General features: G+C 44.6%; 26 protein-coding genes. 13 read left to right on the top strand and 13 right to left on the bottom strand.

Going from position 1 to position 23,303, the window contains the following annotated elements; translation table 11 throughout:
* Positions 1 to 2: 2 nt before the first annotated feature.
* Entirely contained in the window at positions 3 to 701 is a 699-nt protein-coding gene (locus tag N5J47_RS05375; RefSeq protein WP_279959749.1) for a YafY family protein, read from the top strand.
* A 51-nt stretch (positions 702 to 752) separates the two neighbouring features.
* Positions 753 to 1,361 carry a glutathione S-transferase family protein gene (locus N5J47_RS05370; RefSeq protein WP_279959748.1) on the top strand — a complete coding sequence of 203 codons (609 nt, stop codon included), beginning with the start codon at positions 753 to 755 and terminating at the stop codon, positions 1,359 to 1,361.
* A 49-nt stretch (positions 1,362 to 1,410) separates the two neighbouring features.
* Here N5J47_RS05370 and N5J47_RS05365 read toward each other — a convergent pair whose 3' ends face one another.
* Positions 1,411 to 2,307 (bottom strand): LysR substrate-binding domain-containing protein, encoded by an 897-nt coding sequence (locus N5J47_RS05365; protein ID WP_279959747.1) that lies wholly within the window; start codon positions 2,305 to 2,307, stop codon positions 1,411 to 1,413.
* 415 nt (positions 2,308 to 2,722) lie between these two features.
* Here N5J47_RS05365 and N5J47_RS05360 point away from each other — a divergent pair, with 415 nt between their 5' ends.
* Positions 2,723 to 3,775, top strand: a complete 1,053-nt coding sequence (locus N5J47_RS05360) for an MBL fold metallo-hydrolase (protein WP_279959746.1) — start codon at positions 2,723 to 2,725, stop codon at positions 3,773 to 3,775.
* Here the strand turns inward: N5J47_RS05360 and N5J47_RS05355 are convergent.
* From N5J47_RS05355 to N5J47_RS05335, 5 genes are all read right to left on the bottom strand, one after another.
* Positions 3,762 to 4,169 carry a DoxX-like family protein gene (locus N5J47_RS05355; protein WP_279959745.1) on the bottom strand — a complete coding sequence of 136 codons (408 nt, stop codon included), beginning with the start codon at positions 4,167 to 4,169 and terminating at the stop codon, positions 3,762 to 3,764. The two genes, N5J47_RS05360 and N5J47_RS05355, sit on opposite strands and share 14 nt — an antisense overlap.
* On the bottom strand, positions 4,166 to 4,606 hold the full coding sequence (locus tag N5J47_RS05350; RefSeq protein ID WP_279959744.1) for a thiol-disulfide oxidoreductase DCC family protein: 441 nt from the start codon (positions 4,604 to 4,606) through the stop codon (positions 4,166 to 4,168). Before N5J47_RS05350 ends, N5J47_RS05355 begins: the two co-directional genes overlap by 4 nt.
* Before the next feature lie 91 nt (positions 4,607 to 4,697).
* Positions 4,698 to 6,218, bottom strand: coding sequence for a catalase (locus N5J47_RS05345; RefSeq protein WP_279959743.1), 1,521 nt, complete (start codon positions 6,216 to 6,218; stop codon positions 4,698 to 4,700).
* Positions 6,219 to 6,672: 454 nt separating this feature from the next.
* Positions 6,673 to 8,967: a phosphoenolpyruvate--protein phosphotransferase gene (gene ptsP / locus N5J47_RS05340; RefSeq protein ID WP_279959741.1), complete on the bottom strand. Its 2,295-nt coding sequence runs from the start codon at positions 8,965 to 8,967 to the stop codon at positions 6,673 to 6,675.
* 93 nt (positions 8,968 to 9,060) lie between these two features.
* The gene (locus N5J47_RS05335; RefSeq protein WP_004674529.1) at positions 9,061 to 9,537 is read right to left on the bottom strand and encodes an RNA pyrophosphohydrolase; all 477 of its coding nucleotides are present in this window, start codon (positions 9,535 to 9,537) and stop codon (positions 9,061 to 9,063) included.
* 182 nt (positions 9,538 to 9,719) lie between these two features.
* On the opposite strand from N5J47_RS05335, the gene N5J47_RS05330 reads away from it, so the two are divergent.
* The 3 genes from N5J47_RS05330 (at position 9,720) to N5J47_RS05320 (ending at position 11,525) form a co-directional block, all read left to right on the top strand.
* Positions 9,720 to 10,370: an HAD-IB family hydrolase gene (locus tag N5J47_RS05330; protein WP_279959740.1), complete on the top strand. Its 651-nt coding sequence runs from the start codon at positions 9,720 to 9,722 to the stop codon at positions 10,368 to 10,370.
* Positions 10,371 to 10,393: 23 nt separating this feature from the next.
* Positions 10,394 to 10,630 carry a hypothetical protein gene (locus N5J47_RS05325; RefSeq protein ID WP_279959738.1) on the top strand — a complete coding sequence of 79 codons (237 nt, stop codon included), beginning with the start codon at positions 10,394 to 10,396 and terminating at the stop codon, positions 10,628 to 10,630.
* A gap of 142 nt (positions 10,631 to 10,772) precedes the next feature.
* Positions 10,773 to 11,525, top strand: coding sequence for a hypothetical protein (locus N5J47_RS05320; RefSeq protein WP_279959737.1), 753 nt, complete (start codon positions 10,773 to 10,775; stop codon positions 11,523 to 11,525).
* Between the two features lie 3 nt (positions 11,526 to 11,528).
* Here N5J47_RS05320 and N5J47_RS05315 read toward each other — a convergent pair whose 3' ends face one another.
* Both N5J47_RS05315 and N5J47_RS05310 read right to left on the bottom strand, forming a co-directional pair.
* Entirely contained in the window at positions 11,529 to 12,392 is an 864-nt protein-coding gene (locus N5J47_RS05315; protein WP_279959736.1) for a LysR family transcriptional regulator, read from the bottom strand.
* A gap of 41 nt (positions 12,393 to 12,433) precedes the next feature.
* The gene (locus N5J47_RS05310; RefSeq protein ID WP_267981157.1) at positions 12,434 to 12,649 is read right to left on the bottom strand and encodes a DUF2061 domain-containing protein; all 216 of its coding nucleotides are present in this window, start codon (positions 12,647 to 12,649) and stop codon (positions 12,434 to 12,436) included.
* A gap of 160 nt (positions 12,650 to 12,809) precedes the next feature.
* Between N5J47_RS05310 and N5J47_RS05305 the strand changes: the two genes are divergently transcribed.
* From N5J47_RS05305 to leuB, 5 genes are all read left to right on the top strand, one after another.
* The gene (locus tag N5J47_RS05305) at positions 12,810 to 13,508 is read left to right on the top strand and encodes a hypothetical protein (RefSeq protein WP_279959735.1); all 699 of its coding nucleotides are present in this window, start codon (positions 12,810 to 12,812) and stop codon (positions 13,506 to 13,508) included.
* A 214-nt stretch (positions 13,509 to 13,722) separates the two neighbouring features.
* Positions 13,723 to 15,141 carry a 3-isopropylmalate dehydratase large subunit gene (gene leuC, locus N5J47_RS05300; protein WP_279959734.1) on the top strand — a complete coding sequence of 473 codons (1,419 nt, stop codon included), beginning with the start codon at positions 13,723 to 13,725 and terminating at the stop codon, positions 15,139 to 15,141.
* Positions 15,142 to 15,153: 12 nt separating this feature from the next.
* Positions 15,154 to 15,804 carry a 3-isopropylmalate dehydratase small subunit gene (gene leuD, locus N5J47_RS05295; RefSeq protein WP_279959733.1) on the top strand — a complete coding sequence of 217 codons (651 nt, stop codon included), beginning with the start codon at positions 15,154 to 15,156 and terminating at the stop codon, positions 15,802 to 15,804.
* Positions 15,805 to 15,934: 130 nt separating this feature from the next.
* Complete coding sequence (locus N5J47_RS05290; RefSeq protein ID WP_267981153.1) at positions 15,935 to 16,510, top strand: hypothetical protein; 576 nt, start codon at positions 15,935 to 15,937, stop codon at positions 16,508 to 16,510.
* 43 nt (positions 16,511 to 16,553) lie between these two features.
* Positions 16,554 to 17,633 (top strand): 3-isopropylmalate dehydrogenase, encoded by a 1,080-nt coding sequence (gene leuB / locus N5J47_RS05285; RefSeq protein WP_279959732.1) that lies wholly within the window; start codon positions 16,554 to 16,556, stop codon positions 17,631 to 17,633.
* Positions 17,634 to 17,690: 57 nt separating this feature from the next.
* Here leuB and N5J47_RS05280 read toward each other — a convergent pair whose 3' ends face one another.
* Complete coding sequence (locus tag N5J47_RS05280) at positions 17,691 to 18,089, bottom strand: hypothetical protein (protein WP_347815012.1); 399 nt, start codon at positions 18,087 to 18,089, stop codon at positions 17,691 to 17,693.
* 177 nt (positions 18,090 to 18,266) lie between these two features.
* Here N5J47_RS05280 and N5J47_RS05275 point away from each other — a divergent pair, with 177 nt between their 5' ends.
* Complete coding sequence (locus tag N5J47_RS05275; RefSeq protein ID WP_279959730.1) at positions 18,267 to 18,638, top strand: lysozyme inhibitor LprI family protein; 372 nt, start codon at positions 18,267 to 18,269, stop codon at positions 18,636 to 18,638.
* A 63-nt stretch (positions 18,639 to 18,701) separates the two neighbouring features.
* Here N5J47_RS05275 and infA read toward each other — a convergent pair whose 3' ends face one another.
* The gene (gene infA, locus N5J47_RS05270) at positions 18,702 to 18,923 is read right to left on the bottom strand and encodes a translation initiation factor IF-1 (RefSeq protein ID WP_001284370.1); all 222 of its coding nucleotides are present in this window, start codon (positions 18,921 to 18,923) and stop codon (positions 18,702 to 18,704) included.
* A 228-nt stretch (positions 18,924 to 19,151) separates the two neighbouring features.
* On the opposite strand from infA, the gene N5J47_RS05265 reads away from it, so the two are divergent.
* Positions 19,152 to 20,159: an AraC family transcriptional regulator gene (locus N5J47_RS05265; RefSeq protein ID WP_267981149.1), complete on the top strand. Its 1,008-nt coding sequence runs from the start codon at positions 19,152 to 19,154 to the stop codon at positions 20,157 to 20,159.
* A 44-nt stretch (positions 20,160 to 20,203) separates the two neighbouring features.
* On the opposite strand, the gene truA is transcribed toward N5J47_RS05265, so the two are convergent.
* The 3 genes from truA to N5J47_RS05250 all read right to left on the bottom strand — a co-directional run bounded on the left by truA (position 20,204) and on the right by N5J47_RS05250 (position 23,293).
* On the bottom strand, positions 20,204 to 21,001 hold the full coding sequence (gene truA / locus N5J47_RS05260) for a tRNA pseudouridine(38-40) synthase TruA (protein ID WP_279959729.1): 798 nt from the start codon (positions 20,999 to 21,001) through the stop codon (positions 20,204 to 20,206).
* 13 nt (positions 21,002 to 21,014) lie between these two features.
* The gene (locus N5J47_RS05255; protein WP_279959728.1) at positions 21,015 to 21,980 is read right to left on the bottom strand and encodes an asparaginase domain-containing protein; all 966 of its coding nucleotides are present in this window, start codon (positions 21,978 to 21,980) and stop codon (positions 21,015 to 21,017) included.
* A 62-nt stretch (positions 21,981 to 22,042) separates the two neighbouring features.
* Entirely contained in the window at positions 22,043 to 23,293 is a 1,251-nt protein-coding gene (locus N5J47_RS05250) for a FimV domain-containing protein (RefSeq protein WP_279959727.1), read from the bottom strand.
* Positions 23,294 to 23,303: the final 10 nt, after the last annotated feature.

Raw genomic sequence — 23,303 nt, 5'->3', positions numbered from 1 at the left:
TCATGAGTCGTTCAATCCGTTTGCTCAACCTGTTACAACTGCTAAGGGAGTACCGTTATCCTGTGACAGCACAGGTTCTGGCCGAGCGTTTGCAGATTAGCCAGCGCAGTGTTTACCGTGATATTGAAACCTTGAGGGCGCAGGGAGCGGAAATTGAGGCGGCGGCAGGGTTGGGATTTCAGCTCAGGGAAGATTTCCTGTTGCCTCCCATCACCATGAATGAGACCGAAATTGAGGCGATTGTCCTTGCCCTGAACTGGTTGAACTATATTCCTGATCAGGCCTTGAAATCGGCCTCCACTTCTGTATTGGCAAAGTTAAATGCGGTACTGCCTGAACATCGGCAACAGTTGTTGCAGCAAACCACCTTAAGGGCGATCAATGTCTGGTTGCCTGTGGATGAGGCACTGGTGGAGCAAGTCCGCTTGGCCATTCGCCAGCAGGTGAAAATCCTGGTTGATTATGCCGATGAGCAGCAAAGGATAAGCTCAAGGATATTGTGGCCGTTTGCACTGGGCTATTTTAATGACCGTATCGTGCTGGCTGCCTGGTGTGAACTGCGTGATGGGTTTCGGCATTTTCGTATAGATCGGATTCAGCAACTGAGCCTGAGTCAGGAACTGTATCCACAGTTTAAGCAACAACTTTTTCAGCAATGGTGGACACAGGAGGTTTGCCGTTCGACTACTGACAAAAACTGACAATCAAAACAATTAGATTTAAATAAAACCAACAAGCAAGGAAATATGAAAATGGCACTTAAACTTTATACCAATAATTATTCACGTGGTGTGGTGGTGGACTGGTTGCTGATTGAACTGGGCGTTGAATGTGAACGCATTGAGGTTGCCTTTCAAACTGAAATGAAGACCCCTGAATACTTAAAGATCAACCCTTTTGGAAAGGTTCCCGTATTGGTGGACGATGAAGTGGTGGTCTATGAACTGGATGCGATTTGTGCCTATCTGGCAGATAAATTTGCAGACAAGGGTTTGGCACCTGCATTGAATGATCCTAAACGGGGCCTGTACTATCGTTGGCTGTTCTTTATCTCTGGTCCGTGGGAGGCGGCTTCCACCAATCAAATGCTGGGCGTGGAGGTGAAGCCAGAACAAAAATCCTCAGTGGGATATGGTGATTATCAGGATGCCTATCAGGCCTTTGTTCAGGGGCTGAGTGAGGCTGATCCATATCTATGTGGTCAGCAATTTACTGCTGCCGATGTGACGGTTGCCGCGATGCTGTTCTGGCAGCTTAAAATGGGAGGAGTTCAGTCCCATCCAGCCATAGAGCGTTATCTTGACAATATAAAGCAACGACCAAGTTACCAAAGGTTTGCGGAATTTTTTAGTAATGCCTAAAGGGTAAAAAGATAGCCGACTGAATCGGCTATCTTTTTCATCATTGGGACTATGCAGGAATATCGAGCTCAAATACCTGTCGAATTTCTTCCAGAAACTGTTCTGTGGCCAGGCTGGGCTCAAGCCTGTTATAGCTGAAAAATACATCCAGACAGGGGAGGGAATGACTCAGTGGGCGCATCACAATCTGATCCGTTGCCAGTGCCTGCATATAGGAGGGCAGAATGGCACAGCTTTGGCCTGAATGCACTGCCTGAATACTTTCCGCAATGCTGTTGGCCTCAGAAATTGTCTGAAACTGAATCTGTCGCTGTTCAATATACTGAGTGATGGTATCAAACAGGGGCTGGGAGAGCTTTTGGGACAGAACGGTTATGGCCAGCCCACTTAATTGCCCTACTGGAATTTCAGTTAATTGAGCCAGGGGATGCTGTTTGGGGAGCATAAACACCAAGGGTTCTTTCAGTATTAACTGACTGGCAAAAACCTCATTTTGAAACTCCTGATTAATAAAAATAATGTCTAAGTCGCCTTTCTTGAGTTCAGCGATTTGGTCACTCTCTTTCAGGTTCAGGGTGCGGATTTGCAGTTTGGGAAGCTTGACCCTCAGGCGCGGTAGAATATAGGGAAAAATACGGATTTCAGCAGAAGGGACAAAGCCAATTTTCAGATACTGGACTTTTGCCGCTGCCACCTGCCGTGCCATGGTGATGGCCTTGTCCGCCTGTGTCAGGGTAAGGCGAGCCTGTTCCAGAAAAACCAGCCCTTCCTCGGTCAGTTCAACCTTGCGTTTGGTGCGGTGAAAGAGCTGTACGCCAATATCATCCTCAAGGTCCTTGATCTGCTGGCTTAATGAGGGCTGCGCCGTGTGCAGCTTTAGTGCGGCTTTACTAAAGCTGAGTTCTTCAGCGACGGTGATGAAGTAACGTAGATGGCGTAATTCCATAAGACTTGTCCGTGTGTGTCTTACTGTTATTTTTAATTAAAGTATTAAAAAATAATTCTCATGGCCGCATTATATAGTAGCTGCTTTTCTAGACAATATGCTTTTTTCTAAAATATAAAAAATATATTAAAACGCTATGCCTGTAAGTTTAGCTGAATTGTCATTTGGCGTTATGAGTTCAGTAAAATTGTGTTGACTCAGCCAGAGAAAATCAGCATAACTCAATGACCTTATGTTAGGATCAAGAACCGATTATGGAAAGCCATGTTTTTAAAGGATCAGGCAGGTCAAGGCCAGGTTATCATCCCAAGCCATATCTTGATCTGGAAAAGATACAGCCTTAAAAATAAGCCATAATCCTAAGCCAATATAACCCAGCCCCACGAGCGATCAGGTTCCACCACAGAAGAAGTACATGAAAGATAAGCCGACATTAACCTACCAATTGCCGACACAATCTTGCTTGAGCCATACCTGGGGGAAACCTCCTTTTCCACACGAGGCCTCTGACCACTGTGGAATTGACCGTTTCTACAACCTGGACAAACCGTTGACACCGTTTGACCGTAAGGGGCTGCTAAAATGGCTGACAACACGTAAATCCTTTACCTGGAATGTTGACCGTAGCCATGAGTCTAATCTGCGTAACCAGATGCTTGAGTTGCCGCAAAACCGCCCGCATGCCGACCTGAATGACTGGCAGATTTGGTTTGTGGGACATGCCACTATTTTGATCCAGATCGGTCCCTATAATTTTTTAACCGATCCAGTCTGGTGTGAATATGTCAGCCCAAAGCAGGGACGGGGACCCAGACGGGTTTGCCCAGCGGGCATTGCACTGGAGCATCTTCCAACCATCCATGCGGTGTTGTTAAGCCATAACCACTATGACCACATGGATTTGGCTACCCTGGACTGGCTGCACCATAAATTTGAAATGCCGATTTATACAGGTTTGGGCAATGGCCATTATCTGCCGAAGCACCTGCATGTCATTGAAATGGACTGGTGGCAGGAAATCCCCTTTCATGATGAGTTAAAGATCGCCTATACCCCAGCGCAGCATGCATCAGGACGTGGTGTCAGGGACCAGAACAGGGCGTTGTGGGGCGGATTTTCACTATTGGCGAGAACGGGTCACTGTTTTTTCGCGGGTGATACGGGGTATGCAGGTCATTTCAAGAAAATTTATGAACGCTATGGGGCTGCAAGAATTGCATTGCTGCCGATTGGCGCCTATGAGCCACGTCAGTTGATGCGTTATGTGCATATGAATCCACAGGATGCCTTTCATGCGCATCTGGACCTGCATGCGCACCGTTCACTGGCGATTCACTATCGCACTTTCCAACTTACCGATGAAGACCGTGATGCACCAGAACATGAACTGATGCAGGCCATGAAATCCTCTTCAAAACTGGTGAACCCTTTTTACTGTATCCGCGAGGGGCACTTTATTCGGGCCTAGCTTGCTGTAGCGTCCTGATACAGCATAAGGCAATGATGGAAAGGCTCGCAAGTCCAACATTCATCACCACAGGATTGAATGCCTGATAGGTTTGCTCTGGATAGATAAACAAAATAAGAACCAATAATCCAGTCAAACTGAAGATGCTGAGCCAATGCAGATACTGATGGGTTATCCATAAAAATAGGCCACCAAAAATAATCTCGGCGATGCCTGACAGGGAAATCATCCAGGGAATATAAATGGTGGGTACATATAACTGTTGCCAAACGTATTGCTCACCAGCGGCCTGAAAAAACAGTTTGGGAATCAGGCCCTGATAAATCCAGAGTAGTGCGATCATCAACTGGCAAAACTTTAAAATGTGTTGAATCGTTTCAATCGGGCTTTTCATTGAAGTACATCATCCAACAAAAAGTGTTGCTGAACCTCAGGTGTGACCATATAGCAGTGGTCGGTTTTACCAAAAAGACGGTAACGGTTTAAGGCAATGCGGCGATAGGCAAAGTCGCGGATTGCTTTCGGAATCACTCCAGCATATCTCAGTAGGGCATAAGGGTTGTCCAGACGTTGAATAATGCGTAAAAAAGCGGTTGATTCGGTATAAAGCTGGCCCTTTTCAAGCAGTACCATGGTTTCAAAATGATCGGTGGGCAATTGATACTTTCTGAGAAGTTGTTGCCCCAGACTGGATTGAACAGATGCAAGCCTGAATTGATGATGATGGTCATTTTTAATCATAAAATTGGCCCAGGCAGAGCACAGCACACATTGTGCATCAAACAGGATAATGTGATGTGCCTGAATCAGTTGCTCTAGTTTATGCTGCATGGTTGTTTTTCTAGTCATGGCTTGACTAAATTGTCGCCTAATTCAATGTAAAAAGCCATCCGAAGATGGCTTTTTAAAGGATTCTCAGGAATTAAAGAAAGCTTGGTAAGTGACGGGCTGGATCAGTTTCACGGGCAGCCTGTGCATCGGCAACGGTCATGCCAAGTGCTTTTGCAACTCCTTCACCATAGGCAGGGTGGCAGGCATGGCAGTTACGGATATGGCGATATTTGATGAAGTCCAGCGCATCGCCCATTGCACGGGCAGTATTGTCAAACAAGACCTGCTGTTGTTCAGGTGTCATCAGTTCAAACAGGGCGCGAGGCTGGCTGAAATAGTCATGGTCATCTTCACGATAATCCCAGAAATCCGCATCACCATTGATTTTTAATGGGGGTTCCCTGTATTGGGGTTGTTCCTGCCACTGGTTAAAGCTGTTTGGTTCATAGTGCGGTAAACCGCCATAGTTGGCATCAATACGGCCCTGACCATCACGGTGATTGCTGTGAACAGGACAGCGTGCCGCATTGACTGGAATTTGCTGGTAGTTCACACCCAGACGGTAGCGCTGTGCATCGGCATAGTTAAACAGGCGTGCCTGTAGCATGCGGTCTGGTGAGGCGCTGATGCCAGGCACCAGGTTGCTTGGGGCAAAGGCTGACTGTTCCACATCCAGGAAGAAGTTTTCAGGGTTGCGGTTCAGTTCAAATTCACCGACTTCAATCAATGGATAGTCACCATGCGGCCAAACCTTGGTCAGGTCGAATGGATGGTATGGCACTTTCTCAGCATCTTGTTCTGGCATAACCTGAACAAAAAGCGTCCATTTTGGATAGTCACCATTTTCAATCGCATCAAATAGGTCACGTTGATGGCTTTCACGGTCTTTCCCTGCGATGTTTTCGGCTTCAGCATCGGTCAGGTTTTTAATGCCCTGCTGTGTCCTAAAGTGAAATTTCACCCAGAAACGTTCATTGGCCGCATTGATGAAACTATAGGTATGGCTACTGAAACCATGCATATGACGGTAGCTGGCAGGAATACCACGGTCTGACATTACGATAGTGACTTGGTGTAATGCCTCTGGAAGCAGGGTCCAAAAATCCCAGTTGTTGGTTGCACTACGCAAATTGGTTTTCGGGTCACGTTTGACCGCTTTGTTCAGGTCAGGGAATTTACGCGGATCACGCAGGAAGAATACAGGGGTGTTGTTGCCCACCATATCCCAGTTGCCTTCCTCAGTATAGAATTTTAGGGCAAAACCGCGAATGTCCCGTTCCGCATCGGCCGCACCACGTTCACCTGCAACGGTGGTAAAGCGGGCGAACATCTCGGTTTTCTTGCCGATTTCACTAAAAATCTTGGCGCGGGTGTATTGGGTAATGTCATGGGTGACGGTGAAAGTACCAAATGCGCCTGAACCCTTGGCATGCATACGGCGTTCAGGAATCACCTCACGGACAAAGTTGGCAAGTTTCTCATTTAGCCATAAATCCTGGGCAAGCAAGGGTCCCCGTGCACCTGCGGTTAAACTATTCTGGTTGTCAACAACGGGAGCACCAAAGTCTGTGGTTAAGTGGCTAAAAGGACATTTTTTATCGTCTTGGCTCATGTTTGTTCTCCATCAAGATGACCTGTGTAAACTCATCTCGACCATTTGACCGTTCTAAAAGATAGATGCTTGAATCAGCTCATGTGCAAACTGGGTATCAAAATTCAGATGCCTGTACGGGATTTGCAATGATGATTGAACATCCTTTGTGTTTTTACTTTAGGTTGATGAAAGCTTTTTTTCCAATGGATTAAAGCTGATGCCGTAAATGTTTTATTCGATAAAAGCTGTATAAATATTAAATGTGGCAATGAGGATTGTTGAGCAATAAATTGTTAAAATTTGAAAAAAGTCCCATTAAAATAAACAATTAAACGGAATTGAATGGTTCGTTAAGGGTAATTGTATAATCAACTCAAAAATTCAGCTTGTATGCCCATATATAAAAAACAGGACGTTTTTCACCTGTTGCAGTTATGTAAAAGGCAGCCTGAAAGGATGCCCTGGGCTATTTTTAGGCACTGACCAAACGATTGGATTTTACCATATCGGCCAAGCCGTGGGTTTTAAAGTAGTGCTCAAGCCAGCTTTTAATGACCAGTGGATTGTTCATTTGCAGGACATTGTCCAGCAGCTGTTTGGCATCTGCCATTGGGACATGGCAAATTGCCTTTCTCACCCGCAGGATGTTGCTTGAACTCATGGAAAGTGTATTGAACCCTATTGCCATGAGCAGGATGGCGGTCAGAGGGTCACCCGCCATTTCTCCACACACACTGATCGGCTTTTGGTGCTGATGGCAGGCTTGAACAAGATTTTGCAAAGCCCGCAGCACAGACGGATGAAAATGTGAATAGACATTGGCAACATGCGGGTTGTTACGGTCAACCGCAAGCAGGTATTGGGTCAGGTCGTTGGAACCTACAGAGAAAAAGTCCACCAACTCTGCAAATTCATCAATCTGGAACAGGACACTTGGAACCTCGACCATGATGCCGATTTTAGGTTTGGTGATCTTCACCTGTTCCTCTTCCTGAACCGCAATCCAGTCACGTTCCAATAAATAGAGAACTTCCTCCACCTCGCTGACACTGGTGACCATCGGCAGCAGGATATGTAGGTTATTCAAGCCGATGCTGGCCTTGAGCATGGCGCGAATCTGTGCGGAAAAGATTTCTGGATGGTCAAGGGTAAAGCGCAGACCGCGCCAGCCCAGTGCCGAGTTTTCCTCTTCAATGCTAAAGTAGGGTAGGTCTTTGTCCGCACCAATATCCAGCGTCCGCATAATCACAGGCTTGTTGGCAAAATGGCTGAGCTGTTGACGATAGATGGCACGCTGCTCTTCCTCACCTGGGAAGCGCTCACGCAGCATGAATGGAATTTCACTACGGTATAGCCCCACACCCTTGGCACCCCGTTGAACGCCACGCACCACATCAATCATCAAACCTGTGTTGACGAACAATGGAATTTCCACCCCGTCAGGGGTAATGGCATCCCGTGTTTCGTATTGCTTCAAATCTTTGGCGATCTGTTCTTCTTCTTTCTGGACTTCCTTATAACGCTGACGTAAGCGGCGTGGCGGATTGACAAAGACACGCCCCTGATAGGCATCGACAATCATCTCAATGTCATCCAGTGTGTTGATTGGCAATTCGGTGACACCAACAACGGTTGGAATTCCCAAGGCACGTGCCACAATGACCATATGTGAATTGGCGGCACCTTCAGAGGTCACAATTGCCGCAATATTATCGACAGGCAGTTCAACCAGCGCCGCAGTGCTGATCTCCTCGCCAATCAGGATACTGTCAGGGCTGAGTTCACGATGGCTTGAATCCGCTTCCTGTAGGCAAGCCAAAATGCGCCGTCCCAAATCCTTGAGGTCAGAAACCCGTTCCCGCAGGTAGTCATCCTCCATTTGCGCAAACAGCGCCACATGCTTGTCAATGACTTTGCGCACGGCACCCTGAGCCCAGCTACCTGTTCGGATATGGTCCTTGATTTCGCTGGGTAATGCATTTTCATCCAGCATGCGCAGGAACACGCTGAATAAGGCGCGTTCCTCTGACATGAGGGAATCCTGCATTTTTTCATCCAGAGACTGGATTTCCTTACGAACAGAGGCAATGGCCTGATCAAGCAATGCCAGCTCGTCACTGATGTCCTCAGCTTCACGGTCTGGAATTGCGGTCAGGTCGGCGGGCGGGTAGAGCACAATTGCCCGACCCAATGCAATACCGCCTGCGCCAGAAACGCCCTGAAAGGTCTTGTAGGTGGAACCACTATTCGGTTTGCGGAAAACATCAATATTTCCAACCGCATGGGCATGAGCGATAACGCCAGAAAGCTGTGCGCACAGTGTGACAAGGAACGATTCAGCCGCCTCGCTAAAGTCCTGGGACTCCTTGTTCTGGACTACCAAAACGCCCATGACCTTGCGACGGTACATGACAGGTACGCCGAGGAATGAGTTAAACAGCTCTTCACCTGTTTCAGGTAAATAGGCAAAACGTTCGTGTTTTGGGGCATTGTCGAGGTTGACAATTTCCTCACGTTTTCCAACCAGGCCCACCAGACCTTCACCCACGCTTAAGGAAACGTGTCCAACCGCCTCAGGCTTTAGGCCCTTGGAGGCCATCAGCACATAACGCTTGTTGCGTTCATCCAGCAAATAAATCGAGCAGACATCGACATGCATGGCCTCAGCCACATGGTTGACCATAATGTCGAGGGAATCATGCAAACTGACGGACGCATTGATTTCCTGCACAATGCGTCTAAGGGTGTCGAGTTGCATGTTTGACATGGATGCCTGCTCCAGTTTATTGAATTGTTATGTGCCTATTTATAACAGCTATATCGTTAAAAATCATTGCTTAATATGATGATTTTTCGACAATTAACGCTGAGGTAACTGTAAACACAACTCCATCATGGCCTTGCGGTAAACATCACGCTTGAAGTTGACCACCTGACCCAATGGATACCAGTAACTCACCCATTGCCATTGATCAAATTCGGGTGGGTCTGACAGGTTTAGCTGGATATGGTGCGGCGATGCCGTCAACCTCAGTAAAAACCATTTTTGCTTTTGTCCAATACATACGGGATCTGAATCTGACCGAATGTACCGATGTGGCAAACGATAACGCAGCCAACCTTTAGTTTGCGCTATAATCTGGACGTGTTCGGGCAATAAGCCGACTTCTTCTCTCAGTTCACGATAAAGTGCCTGTTCAGGGGTTTCTCCAAACTGGATACCTCCTTGTGGAAATTGCCAGGCATTGTGACCAATGCGCTTTGCCCATAAGACTTGTCCATCATCGTTTGCCAAAATGATCCCGACGTTGGGTCGGAAACCTTCTGAGTCGATCATTTGGCTACCTAAATTTTGTCTATATCGTTGACTTTGATCTCGGGGACAGTCACTCTTCACGTCCAACTCGAAAAAGGTCAAAGTAAAATGTTTAAATTGCTATGATCTTAACGAATTTTTAGTGACTTACGGAAATAGATTTACGTTTTTTTTCTTTAATTTGCATTTAAATGAGTATTTATATGAAATTGGCTTTGTTTGATTTAGATCATACCCTGTTAAATACCGACTCTGACCATTCATGGGGTGAGTTTCTGGTCAATGAGGCCTTGGTTGATCCAGTTCATCATCGTCAAATGAATGACAAGTTCTATGAAGACTACAAGGCGGGGCAACTCGATCCGATTGCCTATAATGAATTTGTATTTGAATTTCTGACCAAACATGACAATGCCTATTTAATCGAATTGCATCAGTTGTTTATGCAAAAGGTGATTCGTCCACAAATGCGTCCCAAAGGTTTTGAGGCCATTAAGAAACATCAGGATTTGGGACATGCCATTGTCGGGATTACCGCAACCAGTGATTTTATTACCGCACCAATTTTCCGTGAATTTGGCATTACTGAAATTATTGCCACCAATGCTGAGGTGCTTGAGGGTAAATATACGGGTAAGGTAACAGGCTTGCCATGCTATCAGAAAGGCAAGCTGGCACGTCTGGACCAATGGTTAGATGGTCGGACGGTTGAGGAATCGTGGGCCTATTCAGACTCGATTAATGACCGTTTCCTACTTGAATATGCCACCCATGCCATTGCAGTCAATCCTGATGACCGTTTGGAGAAGCTGGCGCAGGAACAGGGCTGGGAAATTCAGGACTGGTCGATTTAACTTGGGAAATTTGGATATTTTTAATGTTAGATCATCAAAAAGATATTACTGATGAAATACCAGATAATATTGGAATGAAAGAACAACCACAAACAGGGCAGAATTTTTTTGTTGAACTTTGTGGGGGAGTTTATTGTTCAGCTTGTACTGTTGGGCATCTGTTTCCTGATTGGAAATATTTATTTCGCCTATGTCGCTTTTGGCGTAGGCGCGTTATTTCTGATTTTACCTTTTGGAATGTTGGTCTATTTTATAGCTAAAAAATATCTGAAAAAATAAAACACCGATCAGCAAAAAAATACTTTGTGAGCGCAAATTAGTTGTTTTTCAGAACTGACAGGTTTTACTCTTTGAGATAGTTTTTGTCATATTGCTGTCATCTTTTCTTCTTAAGATTTAAGCATGAAAATAAAAATAAATCGGGAAGAAAATACTTCCACCACGGTTGATGCACTCATCCAGTTAAAACGTCATCAACCCCATATAAAAATACGCTGGATCTTGTTACCCCTCATTATTTTGCTGTTGATGTATGCATGGCAACAACAGTTCTTTACTGGATGGGTGCTCATTCCTTTTATCTGGACCATTATTGTGGGTAATAATGCCTTGATTGCCCGAACCCGCCGTAAAAAATTGCAGAAAATAGATGAGCTAAAAATTGATGCAATTTTCTGGAATCAATTCCGAAATCAATATCCTGAACTGGGTCTAAAGCAACGGTGCCTGATCGAATTTGGTTTTAAGGATTATTTGGCACTTCATGCCATGCAACAGCAAGCCTATGCCATGCCCTCACATGCGGTTGATGCCCTATGGCATGTCATGCTGGGATTTCCACAGCAATATCAGCAACTCTGCCAGCAGACGCTTGGGCGAACGCTAAACCATCAGCCTTATGATCAAAATATAAAAGCGGAAGAACAAGATAGGCAACTCTTTGAGGCGTGGCTTTATAGCTGTATGTTGCATGGTGATCATCCAAGAAATACCACACAAATGCCGAGACTATTTGCCATTGATCAGGCGTTAAACTGGAATAGTGGACAGTATTTTGAATTGGAACAAATGACCAAGGGCTACGCTAAATATTTACAGGATCAGTCCTCTTCCTCTAGTTGTGGCAGTAGTTGCAGTAGCTGTGGTGGGGATTGAAAGCTAAACAAACAGCATCATGTTGATCAGTTCCTGGGCAGCCTTGGACTGGATACGTGCAGGATGCCAGACCATGCCCAGTTGACGGTTCATATTCAGTTTTAAATCCAGTTGTTTTAAATCCTGATTGAGCAAGGTTTTTGGTAGAACTGACCAACCCAAACCAATTGAGACCAACATCCGTATGGATTCCAAGGGATTGTTGCTCATGGTGATTTTCGGTTTTAGCCCTTTCTTTTCAAATTCCGCCAGCGTGATCTGGCTGGTATAGGTATGTGAGGCGGGAAGCAGGCTTGGATAAGCAATCAGGTTTTCCAGACTCAGTTCTGTTTGCTGGGCCAAAGGATGAAAAGGAGAGGTTACAAAAACCAGAGGATCATTCCAGATGGTGACATAGTTGAGGCGATCATCCCCGACAGGGGGAAGAGTTAAAAATGCCAGCTCCAGTTCACCTGCCAGAACCTGCTCATGTGCCTGTTCAGAATCAACAAAATGCACATCTAAAGTCACTTGTGGAAATTGCTGTACAAAACTCTTTAGGGGTTCAGCAAGGTGGTGTAGGCCAATGTGATGACTGGTGCCAATCTTTAAACGGCCCTGTACCTGTGATTGTTCATGGCTCAGCGTATGGTGAATTTCCCCAAGCTCATTCAGCCAGGTTCTCACTTTGGGTAAAAGGGAATGCGCCGCATGGGTCGGCTGAATCCCTCGTCCCGCAGATTCAAATAGTTTGACACCAAAATATTCTTCCAGACCATGAATACGTTTAGTGACGGCAGGCTGGGTAATAAAAAGTTGTTCTGCTGCAATCGAGATTGAACCTGTTTCCATTACTTTGACAAATGCTTCAAAAGCAGCAAGATTCATATCGGATGATCCAAGGAAATTTTAAAATCGTTTAATGTGTGTTATTTAACTTCAAAGTGATTCCAGACTTTTTCATGAAAGAAAAAAGCAAATGCCTGAACAGTAGGCTCAAGTAGACTTAAGGTTGCGGCGATCCAAAAGTTTCCTGTAATCACATAGGCAACCATCATGGCAACACTGATATGCACAACATAATAACTTAAAGTTTTTTTAAAAGTTCGGCGATTGTTGTGTACAAATTTTTTAATTCGAGTCATGGGGATTTCCTTAGAAGTTTTTACATTTGTAAATAATAATCATTATCGAATGAAATGTAAAAAAGAAATTTGTGATAAACCACATTGAATAAAGCAATCGCTGACATAAAATGAAAAGCAGGGGATAAAGATGCTTATTTTTTGTAAATAAAATAGTTATATGGAAAATATTATAACCTTAGAGGGGATTGTTGAAGATTTATCAATCCAGCCAAGTCACTTAAGACTGGATATGACGAGTTATCGTGCACGTTATGTACGGAGTAAGAAGTTTACTTGCAAGATAAATGGATATCTTCTTCAGGGAAATTTTCAGGAGTTGTTTTTTGAAGAGGGAAGTTTTGTTCGGGTTGTAACTTATGCTTATGATGATGTTTCTTTAAGACATCATATCGATGCATTATTAAACTTAAAGACAGCAATTCTTCATATTCCAGCTTGGATGGGGTATGGATTCAAATACGCTTTATTAGACATAGCTGTTATTTTGCCAATATTAATATGGTTAAGCATAGTCATCTCTCTTAGTTTGCTTTTTGGAGGTTCTCCAGTCGCCATTACTTTGGCCATGCTTTTAGCTAAGCTATTTTTGATCCTATATTTTATTATTCAATTGTTATGTATCCCTTTATTTTGGGGATTGGTTCGTGCTGATAAGGAATTATTACGTGATATAGGTTTTTCTCAAAATACGATCGCTTTGAAAAGAATTTTCTATTTTAGACATGGAAAATTCAGATTTGAGCATTCCTATGCTGAGGTTTATTTAAAGGGTAAATACTGTCATGGCATCCATGACTGCTTTAAATTGTTAGAGGTTTATCCAGAGTTTAAACTCTCTGATGTATATGTTGAATAATTCATTCTAATTAAATTTAACCTCTTCTATTTGGTTAACTTGTTTAATGGCTTTTTTAAGAAGTTGATAGCTAGATTTTTAAAATAGTTTTATGTATTCCAAAAAGTTTATTAATTTATAAAAATGATAAATTAGATTTATGTAAAACGATTGCTATAATCAACTCAAGATTTAATTACCCAGTCCTATGACAAGCACGATGGAGAGCGATGACATGGCAGGCAAAACATTGTATGACAAATTATGGGATGACCATTTAGTTAAGCAGCGTGATGATGGTTCAAGCTTAATTTACATTGATCGTCATTTATTACATGAAGTGACCAGCCCACAGGCATTTGAAGGCTTGCAACTTGCTAACCGTCAGCCGTGGCGTTTAAGTGCCAACGTTGCAACCCCTGACCATAACGTGCCAACCTCGAAAAAGGAACGTGAACAGGGTATTGCTGGGATTGAGGATGATACCTCCCGCATTCAGGTTCAGACTTTGGATGACAACTGCAAGACCTTTAACATCACTGAGTTTGGTATCAATGACATCCGTCAGGGCATCGCGCACGTGGTGGGACCAGAGCAGGGTTTAACATTGCCAGGCATGACGGTGGTATGTGGTGATTCACATACTGCAACACATGGTGCTTTTGGCTGTTTAGCACATGGTATTGGAACATCCGAAGTTGAGCATGTCTTGGCAACGCAATGTTTGGTACAGAAAAAATCGAAGAATATGCTGGTGCGTGTCGATGGCGTATTAGGTAAAGGCGTTACCTCAAAAGATGTGGTTTTGGCGATTATTGGCAAAATTGGTACTGCTGGTGGTACAGGCTACGCAATCGAGTTTGGTGGGCAAGTGTTCCGTGATATGTCAATCGAAGGGCGTATGACGGTATGTAACATGGCGATTGAGGCGGGTGCCCGTGTTGGTATGGTTGCTGTCGATGACAAAACCATTGAGTACGTGAAAGACCGTAATTATGCACCAAAAGGCGAGCAGTGGGATCAGGCAGTAGAATACTGGAATACCTTGCATTCGGATGAAGATGCAGTATTTGATGCTGTAGTCGTGTTAAATGGCGCAGAAATTGAGCCGCAAGTATCTTGGGGAACCTCACCAGAAATGGTAATTCCTGTTTCACAGGCGGTGCCAACTTTAGAACAGGCCAAAGATGATGTACAACGTAATGACTGGACGCGTGCTTATCAATATATGGGTTTAACCGCAGGTCAGGCATTGGCTGATATTCAATTAGACCGTGTATTTATTGGTTCGTGCACAAATTCACGTATAGAAGATATCCGTGCTGCGGCCGAAGTTGTGAAAGGCCGTAAAGTCGCTTCAAGCATTAAACAGGCGATGATTGTTCCTGGTTCTGGTTTGGTGAAACAGCAGGCTGAACAGGAAGGCTTGGATCAGGTTTTCTTGGAGGCAGGTTTTGAATGGCGTGAACCAGGTTGCTCCATGTGTTTGGCAATGAATGCAGATAAATTGCAGCCAGGTGAACATTGTGCATCGACTTCAAACCGTAACTTTGAAGGTCGTCAGGGCAATGGAGGACGTACCCATTTGGTCAGTCCAGCAATGGCGGCAGCGGCGGCAATCGCAGGTCACTTTGTTGATGTTCGTTCATTCTAAGGGAGCAGGATCGTGAAAAAATATACTGTAGAACAAGGTATTGTTGCACCTTTAGACCGTGCCAATGTCGATACCGACTTAATCATTCCAAAGCAGTTTTTAAAGTCAATTAAGCGGACTGGTTTTGGTGATAACTTATTTGATGAATTGCGTTATTTGGATGAAGGCTATTTAGGGCAGGACATTAGCAAGCGTCCAATTAATCCCGATTTTGTATTAAATAAGCCTCGCTATCAGGGTTCAAGCATTCTTTTGGCACGTACCAATTTTGGTTGTGGTTCAAGCCGTGAGCATGCGCCTTGGGCATTGAATGAATATGGTTTCCGTACCGTGATCGCGCCAAGCTTTGCCGATATTTTCTTTAATAACTGCTTCAAGAATGGCATGTTGCCTGTGATCCTGTCTGAAGAGATCGTTGACCAGTTGTTCAAGGAATGTGCCGAGACAGAGGGTTATCAACTGACCATCGATTTAGAGGCGCAGGAAGTGCGCACTCCAACAGGTGAGGCATTTAAATTTGAGATTGATCCATTCCGTAAACATTGTTTAATCAATGGCTTGGATGATATTGGCTTAACCTTGCAAGTTGCGGATGACATCCGTGCTTATGAAGAAAAAGCCAAACAGGCGCGTCCCTGGGTGTTTCAGGAAATAAAGGCCTAGGCTTTTGTTGACTGGAGATACTTTAATGTCTGGGGACATTTTAAAGATAGTCATAGCGCAGACATTGAACTCTTGCTAACATGCTAGCGAATAATATTTGCTTGCATGTTATGAGGACTGGGCTTGAATAATGAAAAGAAGACTCGCTTACAGTATTTTGCTGTGTTTAGGTCTTGCGACAACGTTAACGGCATGCCAAAACGCGCCGACTGTTGTTGATCAGGTTCGAATTGCACAGACCACATTGGAAAATAAAGCGAATAATGCAACTTTATATTGTTCAGGGACTGAGAATTGTGAGTTTGAGCGAATCAATGACATTGTTGTGATGGATGCGAAATCCCATCGTATCAGTCAACAGGCAATGGAACACGGCATCATCCGTCTGGATGGTTCGGTTTTCAGCCGAAAACAGCAGGTCTATTTAAGTATACCTGCCAAGCAATATGAGGTTGTGATTCGTTTCTATCCAATTTCTCCAGACCGCGCTGAGATGTTCCATGTGATTCATGAGTTCAAGCCGCATCAGCGCTACACCTTTAAAATGTATCGGGACAGGGCAAAACGCTCAGGTAGTTTGTTGAATGTGTCTGCACCTGAACCCTTATGTGTGGATTTACAGCAAGAGCAGCATACCATTCGCCGCTTCTGTCGCCCATATGATGTGGTGACAGGACTGGGCGAGTTTGTTGAGAAAAAGATTTAATGACTTGCAGTTTAAAACTGCACTAATGAAACTGGAAAAATAGATGTCTAAACATATTTTAATTTTGGCAGGTGATGGGATTGGTCCTGAAATTGTGGGCGCTGCTGAGAAAGTCCTGATCAAGGTCAATGAAAAATTTAATTTAGGTTTGACATGGGAACATGGTCTGTTGGGTGGTTCTGCGATTGATGCACATGGTGAACCTTACCCTGCTGTCACCAGTGAGCAGGCGAAAAAAGCCGATGCAATCTTGTTGGGCGCGGTTGGTGGGCCTAAATGGGATACGATTGAGCGTTCAATCCGTCCAGAGCGTGGCCTGTTAAAAATCCGCAGCGAACTGAACCTGTTTGCCAACCTGCGTCCTGCAATCCTTTATCCGCAATTGGCAGGTGCTTCAAGCCTGAAGCCAGAAATTGTTGCTGGTCTGGATATCCTGATTGTACGTGAGCTTACAGGTGGTATCTACTTCGGTCAGCCACGTGGTATCCGTGAACTGGAAAATGGTGAAAAGCAGGGCTATAACACTGATGTTTATTCAGAAAGTGAGATCAAGCGTATTGCCAAGGTGGCGTTTGAGCTTGCTGGTCTGCGTGGTGGCAAGGTGTGTTCAGTTGACAAGGCAAATGTCCTTGAAGTGACTGAATTGTGGAAGCAAACCGTAACTGACTTGCAGCAGGCACAATATCCAGATATCCAGTTGTCACATATGTATGTTGACAATGCGGCCATGCAGTTGGTGCGTGCGCCAAAACAGTTTGACGTGATTGTAACAGGCAACCTGTTTGGTGATATCTTGTCTGATGAGGCGGCAATGCTGACAGGTTCAATTGGCATGTTGCCATCTGCCTCACTGGATGAAAATGGTAAGGGCATGTATGAGCCTTGTCATGGTTCAGCACCTGATATTGCGGGCCAGAATGTGGCAAACCCACTGGCAACCATTCTTTCTGTAGCAATGATGCTGCGCTATACATTCCGTGAGGAAATTGCTGCACAGGCCATTGAGGATGCGGTAGGCCAGGTGCTTGACCAAGGCCTACGCACAGCGGACATTATGGCTGAGGGAATGACCAAGGTCGGTACGGATGCAATGGGTGAAGCTGTGGTTGCGGTTTTAGGCTAAGCAACTTAGGCATCCCAAAAACGCAGCAATCGCTGCGTTTTTTTATAACATAAAAAATTAACAGGCTTTGCCTTCATAGCGGATGGAGCGGGCAATCTGTTGCTGATCCAGCTCAAAAATAATTTTGCATTGCAGGTTGAGGTCATAGGCACTGCCTGCATTGCCCATGCTTTGAATGGGAATGTTCTGGGCACCCATCTCGGCGGACTGGGCAATTGGAATGGGAATACGTACAGGACGGATCACCGTATAAACAAGCTGGTTGTTCTGGTTTTTGGGCTGGGCCAGGGTTTGCAGTCCTAAAGGTCTTAGGTCGAGCTGCTGCTGGATACTGCTTGCAGACTGGCCAATGTAAGGTTGTAGATAGTCGGGGAGACTGGTGGTTCGCTGCGGAGAGGTCATACATGCTGACAGTCCAATGACTGAACAAAAGAATAGGGACCTTGAATTTATCATTATGACGTTCCTTTATCGTATTGATCTTTTTTTATTCAAAGCCAAAGGGTGCATCTTGTCGAGTCCATTTGTGTGAACCAATCACAATATACATACCTATCTGTTTGTAAAGTAATGTTCAATTGACGCAAAATATGCTTAGATATGCCGCATAATTAAGCGATTGGGAAAAACTTGATGCGCAAGATAATTTTAGGGTTAATGTGTGGTGCTTTCGCCACATTGAGTTATGCAGATAATTGCGACAAGGCACGTAACACTTATGATGATATTTACTGTACCAATAAAATTTATGCGAGTGCCGATGCTGACTTAAACAAGAATTATCAGCAGTTACGCCAGCAGCTCAATGAGACACAACAAAAGATTCTAAAAAAGGCACAGCTCGCATGGATACGTCATCGGGACGCAAGCTGTACAGATTCACAGCAGAACAGTGTTGATGTGCAATGCCGCCTGACCACAACGCAGGAACGCAATCACTGGTTGCTGGAACGTCTTCGTGAGTGCCAAACCGTGGGATGTAAAACCACACGTTTAAGTGAATAATCCCTTGTTTATGCACATAAAAAAAGCCACATATTGATGTGGCTTTTTTGCATTCACTAATTCTTAGCGTGCACGGTAAGTGATACGACCCTTGGTTAAGTCATAAGGTGTCATTTCAACTTTTACGCTGTCGCCTGTTAAAATACGGATATAGTGTTTACGCATTTTACCAGAAATGTGAGCAATAACTTCGTGACCGTTTTCTAGACGCACACGGAACATCGTATTAGGAAGCGTTTCGGTGACAACGCCTTCGAACTCAATGAGTTCCTCTTTATTGGCCATAGCCTACCTGATGATCAAATTGGAAAGGCGCAAATTATAGTCAATTTATTTAAATTTTACAAGATGAAGTCGCTGCAAAGCTTTGAGTAATCATTTGGAAAAACTGTCAGACAATCGACGATTTTTTTTAACAAAAGAAGCAGAATAGTGTTGTCAGTTTGGTCAATCAACGTTAATCTAAATTTAGTGTTATTGTCACAATAAAGTATCTACAGGGAAGGGCACTGCGTGGGTCAGTTAACAGATGCATCGGTTGTATTGCGCTTTGGTTATCAGGCGATTCGTAAAGCTGGATTACCAACTGAAGAGATTTTAACAAAGGCAGGTGTCGCACTCAATCAGGTTGATACAAATGCCAGAACACCATTAAGTGCGCAGAACGCATTCTGGATTGCGGCACAGGACGTGAGCAATGACCCAGACATTGGTTTGCATTTGGGGGAGCATTTACCGCTTTATCGTGGGCAGGTGATTGAACATCTATTTATCAGTAGTGAAACTTTTGGAGAAGGCCTGAAACGTGCCTTGGCCTATCAGCGCCTGATCAGTGATGCCTTTGATGCCAAACTGGTGATTGCAGATGGTCGCTGTTACCTAAGCAATGGTGAGCAGTACTGGTCTGACCAATTTGTAAACCGTCATTTTTCTGAATGTGCGATGTCGGGCATTCTTCGCTTCTTTAAATTCATCACCGAAGGGCAGTTTCAGCCAATCTACATTGACTTCAACTTCAATGAAGGTGCGGATGATGATGAATATTTTCGGGTGTATGGCTGCCCTGTCAGTCTGGGTCAAAAAGAAACCCGCCTTTATTTTGATGATGCGGTACTTGATTATCCATTATGGCAAGCTGAACCTGAATTGCTGCAACTGCATGAGCAGCTTGCAATTGAAAAGTTGCAGGAACTGGCCCGATATGATTTAGTGGGCGAGGTACGCCGTGCCATCGGTTCGACACTGGAAAGTGGAGAAACGACACTGGAAACTGTTGCAGCACAGCTGAATATTACGCCACGCCGTTTACGTACCCAGTTGAGTGAAGCTAATACCAGCTTTCAGCAGATTCTTTCTGACTATCGCTGTCGTTTAGCGAAGAAGCTGCTGGCGAACACCAATGAAAGTGTGGAACGTATCGTTTATTTAACAGGGTTCTCCGAACCAAGTACGTTTTACCGTGCCTTTAAGCGCTGGACCAATGAAACGCCAGTGGAATACCGTAAACGCAAACAACGTTAGATTTTTAGAATGACTAAGCCTTATCTTTTATCGATAGGGCTTTTTTATTCAGGCAGGTTTAACCACTGTGGACCTAGTGGTGGCTGTGGCAAGTCAAACTCTTCAGGATAATAGGCCTGGATAAAATAGAGTCCGTCAGGTGGGGCGGTAATACCAGCGGCTTTACGGTCCTGTGCAGCGAACATGGTGTCAATATGCTCAATCTCATACAGGCCCTGTCCAATCTCCAGTAAACACCCCATGATATTTCGTACCATATGGTGTAGGAAACCGTCTGCCTGAATATCAAGAACTAAATAACGACCATGTTCAAATAGACGACAATGCTTTACATGGCGTACAGGCTGGTTTGACTGGCAGGCCGCTGCACGGAACGACTCAAAATTATGAGTGCCTTCAAATTTGGCCGCTGCCGCAATCATTTTCTCTGCATTTAGCGCATAATAGATATGCGTAACCTGTTTATGCAGTAACGCGGGGCGGTGAGGGCCGTTATACACGACATAGCGATAACGACGTGCAGTCGCCTTGAAACGTGCATGGAAACTTTCATCCATGCACTTGATCCACTGAATTGAAATATCCTTTGGAAGCTGGCTGTTCGCACCCATCAGCCATCCATGGTCAGGGCGAACTGCTTCAGTGTCAAAATGGGCAACCATATTGGTGGCATGTACGCCTGCATCGGTACGGCCTGCCCCATGTAATAGGATAGGTGCATTGGCAATTTTACTGAGAACTTTCTCAATGGTTTCCTGAACACTTGCAACGCCTGCCTGTTGGGTTTGCCAGCCACGATATTGAGTACCACAAAATTCAATACCAATTGCATAACGTTGCATATTTAAACCTCTGTTAATAATGATTCCAATGTTCAAAGCATTGATCATGGGTCGGGTATTTTAAATACATTTGCAATGTTTTTGCATATAAATCGGCATGACTTTGGCAATCATTGATTAAAACCTTGACAGACTGAATCCATGAGCTGACTGCATAACGCTGGTCAAGCTGGCCAAAGGTAACTTGACTGCTGACAATGGTCAGGCACTTTTGATGATAGAGATCTTCAAACAAGGCCAAAATCTCATCGTTGACAGCGATATTGCCTGTTCCAAAACCTTGCAGCACCAAAAACTGTGGGGGTGCAGCCAGAATGTTTTTGAGTTGTAAGATCAGTTGCTGTTGCGGTATTGGCTGTAGCATGAGGTTAAGCACACACAGTTGTGCAGCCTGTGTAATGTGTTCATCCTGTACAATAAAATGATTGGCAGATGTCAGGCATTCCTGGGTAGCAGGGATTCCTGTAAAGGCATCCAGTTCGGTTGTGTGTACTTTCAATGTGGTTTGGGCATGAAAAACCTGTTGGTGGAAAGCAAGATATATACCCGCAGGGAGTTTTAGCACCTGTTCCAGTGTCAGATACAGGTTTCCAAGCGCATCGGTGAATTCCCGTGTGTCATTTCCCTCAATATTCAGTAGCGGATACTGGCTTCCAGTAATGATTGCGTGGCATGAATGTCCCAGAAAACGGGCAAGTGTTGCCGCAGCATAACTCAGTGTGTCTGTACCGTGAATAATCACGAAATGCTGGTAATTGTTGTGCTGTAACTGCTGAACCTGTTGTATCAGTTGCAGCCAGTCCATTGCCGTGCATGCGCTACTGTCCTTAATGCTGGGAGCTGCGAAACATTGAACCTGTAAATGGGGGGGGATAATCTTTTCCAGCAACGGTAAAAAGGCTTGTTCGGGCATTGGCATAAGTGGTTCGCCAATACAGCCAAATGTACCACCCATATAAATCAAAGCGATTTTTTGCATAATCAGAATTTTTGGTATAAAAAAAGCAGTCTATAAGACTGCTTATATTAGACGGGTCAAATTCAGGAAGCTATTTTATTAAGTAACTTTTCTGAACGTTGTTGTTGCTCCGCATTTAGAAGAGCTTGGCTGCTCTTTAACAGTTCCCGTGCTGACTCATAGGCACCGAGCTCAATATATTGTTCAGCCAGTTCAAGGTTAAGCTGTGCTTCATCAAGCTGTTGCAGATCAGGGAATGATTGGGCCAAGGGATCATTGCCAGTTGCGGGTGCTTGCGGTGCTGGTTCAATAAATGCTGTTTTAGGTTCAGTCTGGGTAACTGTCTCTGTAACATCAAAGGTGAACTCGGTTTTTTCAGCCGCAGGTGGCGTCTCTGGTTTCTTCTCAGATGGTTCAAAATTAAAATCCAGGCTTGGAGCTGGAATATCCTCTGATTTGGTTTCAGTCTGGTTTGAGCCGACTTCCAGACTGGATAAGTCAAAGTTTAATTCTGGCTTGCTCTCTACAGTTTTTGTTTCTTCAACTGCTGAAGAAGTGGTGTTTGGTTCTAAATTGAATGAGAATTCAAGTGGCTGCTGTTGTTCTTTTGTCTCAACGGGTTCAGCTACAGGACTAGGCTCAGCACTTTCTTTCTGTTCAAAAGAAAAGTTGAAATCCAGGGGTTGAACTTCGGGAGCTTGTTCAGCAGGTTTTTCCTGTTCAACGGGTGTGGTGTATTCAGACTGTAAATCATCAAAAGACTGTGTTGCTGGGGTTTGAACCAGTGCATCAAAATCAGCGGTATTGTTCTGAACAGGGCTTGCAGCAGGTGTATGCGGTTGTTGAAAATTACTTGGGCTAAACTCAATTGAGTCAGGCTGTCTGTTTCTTTCATACTCACGGTGTTTTGCTTCAGCGGCTTGCGCAATCTCTTCTAGTTTTAAGGCATGGACATGCTTGATCAACTGATCAGCGGCAAAATCATCTTTTTGTGCCAAATGAATATCAAGCAGGAACAGGTACAGCTCATGCTGGGTATTATCCTGTTTTAAGGCCTGATTGATCTGTGCCTCAGCAGTCTGGTAGTTGCCACTTTGAATTTGCTGTTCAAGTTTCTGGCGGAGACTGTCTGGAATTGGGCTCGTGGATTGTGGGGCGGCTTCCTGTTCTTCACGTGCCAGTGTCGTACGTGAAACTTTTTTTGTAGCTGCTGTTTTAGCTGTCTTGCTAGCACCTTTTTTGGATGCTGTATTGCCTTGATTGTCACCCCGTTTTTTTAAAACGACTGCAACAACCAGTACAACGACTAGCAGTACAATTATTATAGTTGACATGATCCATACC

Source organism: Acinetobacter sp. GD03645 (assembly GCF_029845285.1).
Lineage (GTDB): Bacteria > Pseudomonadota > Gammaproteobacteria > Pseudomonadales > Moraxellaceae > Acinetobacter > Acinetobacter corruptisaponis.
The sequence above is the reverse complement of the archived record's forward strand: the minus strand, read 5'-3'. Positions and strand labels throughout refer to the sequence as shown.

Excerpts from the sequence above, each read along its gene's own strand:
- N5J47_RS05375 (WP_279959749.1), top strand. The coding sequence starts at position 3 with ATGAGTCGTTCAATCCGTTTGCTCAACCTGTTACAACTGCTAAGGGAG.
- N5J47_RS05275 (WP_279959730.1), top strand. The coding sequence starts at position 18,267 with ATGCGCAAGATAATTTTAGGGTTAATGTGTGGTGCTTTCGCCACATTG.
- N5J47_RS05365 (WP_279959747.1), bottom strand. The coding sequence starts at position 2,307 with ATGGAATTACGCCATCTACGTTACTTCATCACCGTCGCTGAAGAACTC.
- leuC (WP_279959734.1), top strand. The coding sequence starts at position 13,723 with ATGGCAGGCAAAACATTGTATGACAAATTATGGGATGACCATTTAGTT.
- N5J47_RS05250 (WP_279959727.1), bottom strand. The coding sequence starts at position 23,293 with ATGTCAACTATAATAATTGTACTGCTAGTCGTTGTACTGGTTGTTGCA.
- N5J47_RS05305 (WP_279959735.1), top strand. The coding sequence starts at position 12,810 with ATGGAAAATATTATAACCTTAGAGGGGATTGTTGAAGATTTATCAATC.
- N5J47_RS05325 (WP_279959738.1), top strand. The coding sequence starts at position 10,394 with ATGTTAGATCATCAAAAAGATATTACTGATGAAATACCAGATAATATT.
- N5J47_RS05280 (WP_347815012.1), bottom strand. The coding sequence starts at position 18,089 with ATGATAAATTCAAGGTCCCTATTCTTTTGTTCAGTCATTGGACTGTCA.
- N5J47_RS05355 (WP_279959745.1), bottom strand. The coding sequence starts at position 4,169 with ATGAAAAGCCCGATTGAAACGATTCAACACATTTTAAAGTTTTGCCAG.
- N5J47_RS05320 (WP_279959737.1), top strand. The coding sequence starts at position 10,773 with ATGAAAATAAAAATAAATCGGGAAGAAAATACTTCCACCACGGTTGAT.
- N5J47_RS05350 (WP_279959744.1), bottom strand. The coding sequence starts at position 4,606 with ATGCAGCATAAACTAGAGCAACTGATTCAGGCACATCACATTATCCTG.
- N5J47_RS05290 (WP_267981153.1), top strand. The coding sequence starts at position 15,935 with ATGAAAAGAAGACTCGCTTACAGTATTTTGCTGTGTTTAGGTCTTGCG.
- N5J47_RS05310 (WP_267981157.1), bottom strand. The coding sequence starts at position 12,649 with ATGACTCGAATTAAAAAATTTGTACACAACAATCGCCGAACTTTTAAA.
- N5J47_RS05255 (WP_279959728.1), bottom strand. The coding sequence starts at position 21,980 with ATGCAAAAAATCGCTTTGATTTATATGGGTGGTACATTTGGCTGTATT.
- N5J47_RS05370 (WP_279959748.1), top strand. The coding sequence starts at position 753 with ATGGCACTTAAACTTTATACCAATAATTATTCACGTGGTGTGGTGGTG.
- N5J47_RS05360 (WP_279959746.1), top strand. The coding sequence starts at position 2,723 with ATGAAAGATAAGCCGACATTAACCTACCAATTGCCGACACAATCTTGC.
- N5J47_RS05315 (WP_279959736.1), bottom strand. The coding sequence starts at position 12,392 with ATGAATCTTGCTGCTTTTGAAGCATTTGTCAAAGTAATGGAAACAGGT.
- infA (WP_001284370.1), bottom strand. The coding sequence starts at position 18,923 with ATGGCCAATAAAGAGGAACTCATTGAGTTCGAAGGCGTTGTCACCGAA.
- ptsP (WP_279959741.1), bottom strand. The coding sequence starts at position 8,967 with ATGTCAAACATGCAACTCGACACCCTTAGACGCATTGTGCAGGAAATC.
- leuB (WP_279959732.1), top strand. The coding sequence starts at position 16,554 with ATGTCTAAACATATTTTAATTTTGGCAGGTGATGGGATTGGTCCTGAA.
- N5J47_RS05345 (WP_279959743.1), bottom strand. The coding sequence starts at position 6,218 with ATGAGCCAAGACGATAAAAAATGTCCTTTTAGCCACTTAACCACAGAC.
- N5J47_RS05335 (WP_004674529.1), bottom strand. The coding sequence starts at position 9,537 with ATGATCGACTCAGAAGGTTTCCGACCCAACGTCGGGATCATTTTGGCA.
- truA (WP_279959729.1), bottom strand. The coding sequence starts at position 21,001 with ATGCAACGTTATGCAATTGGTATTGAATTTTGTGGTACTCAATATCGT.
- N5J47_RS05330 (WP_279959740.1), top strand. The coding sequence starts at position 9,720 with ATGAAATTGGCTTTGTTTGATTTAGATCATACCCTGTTAAATACCGAC.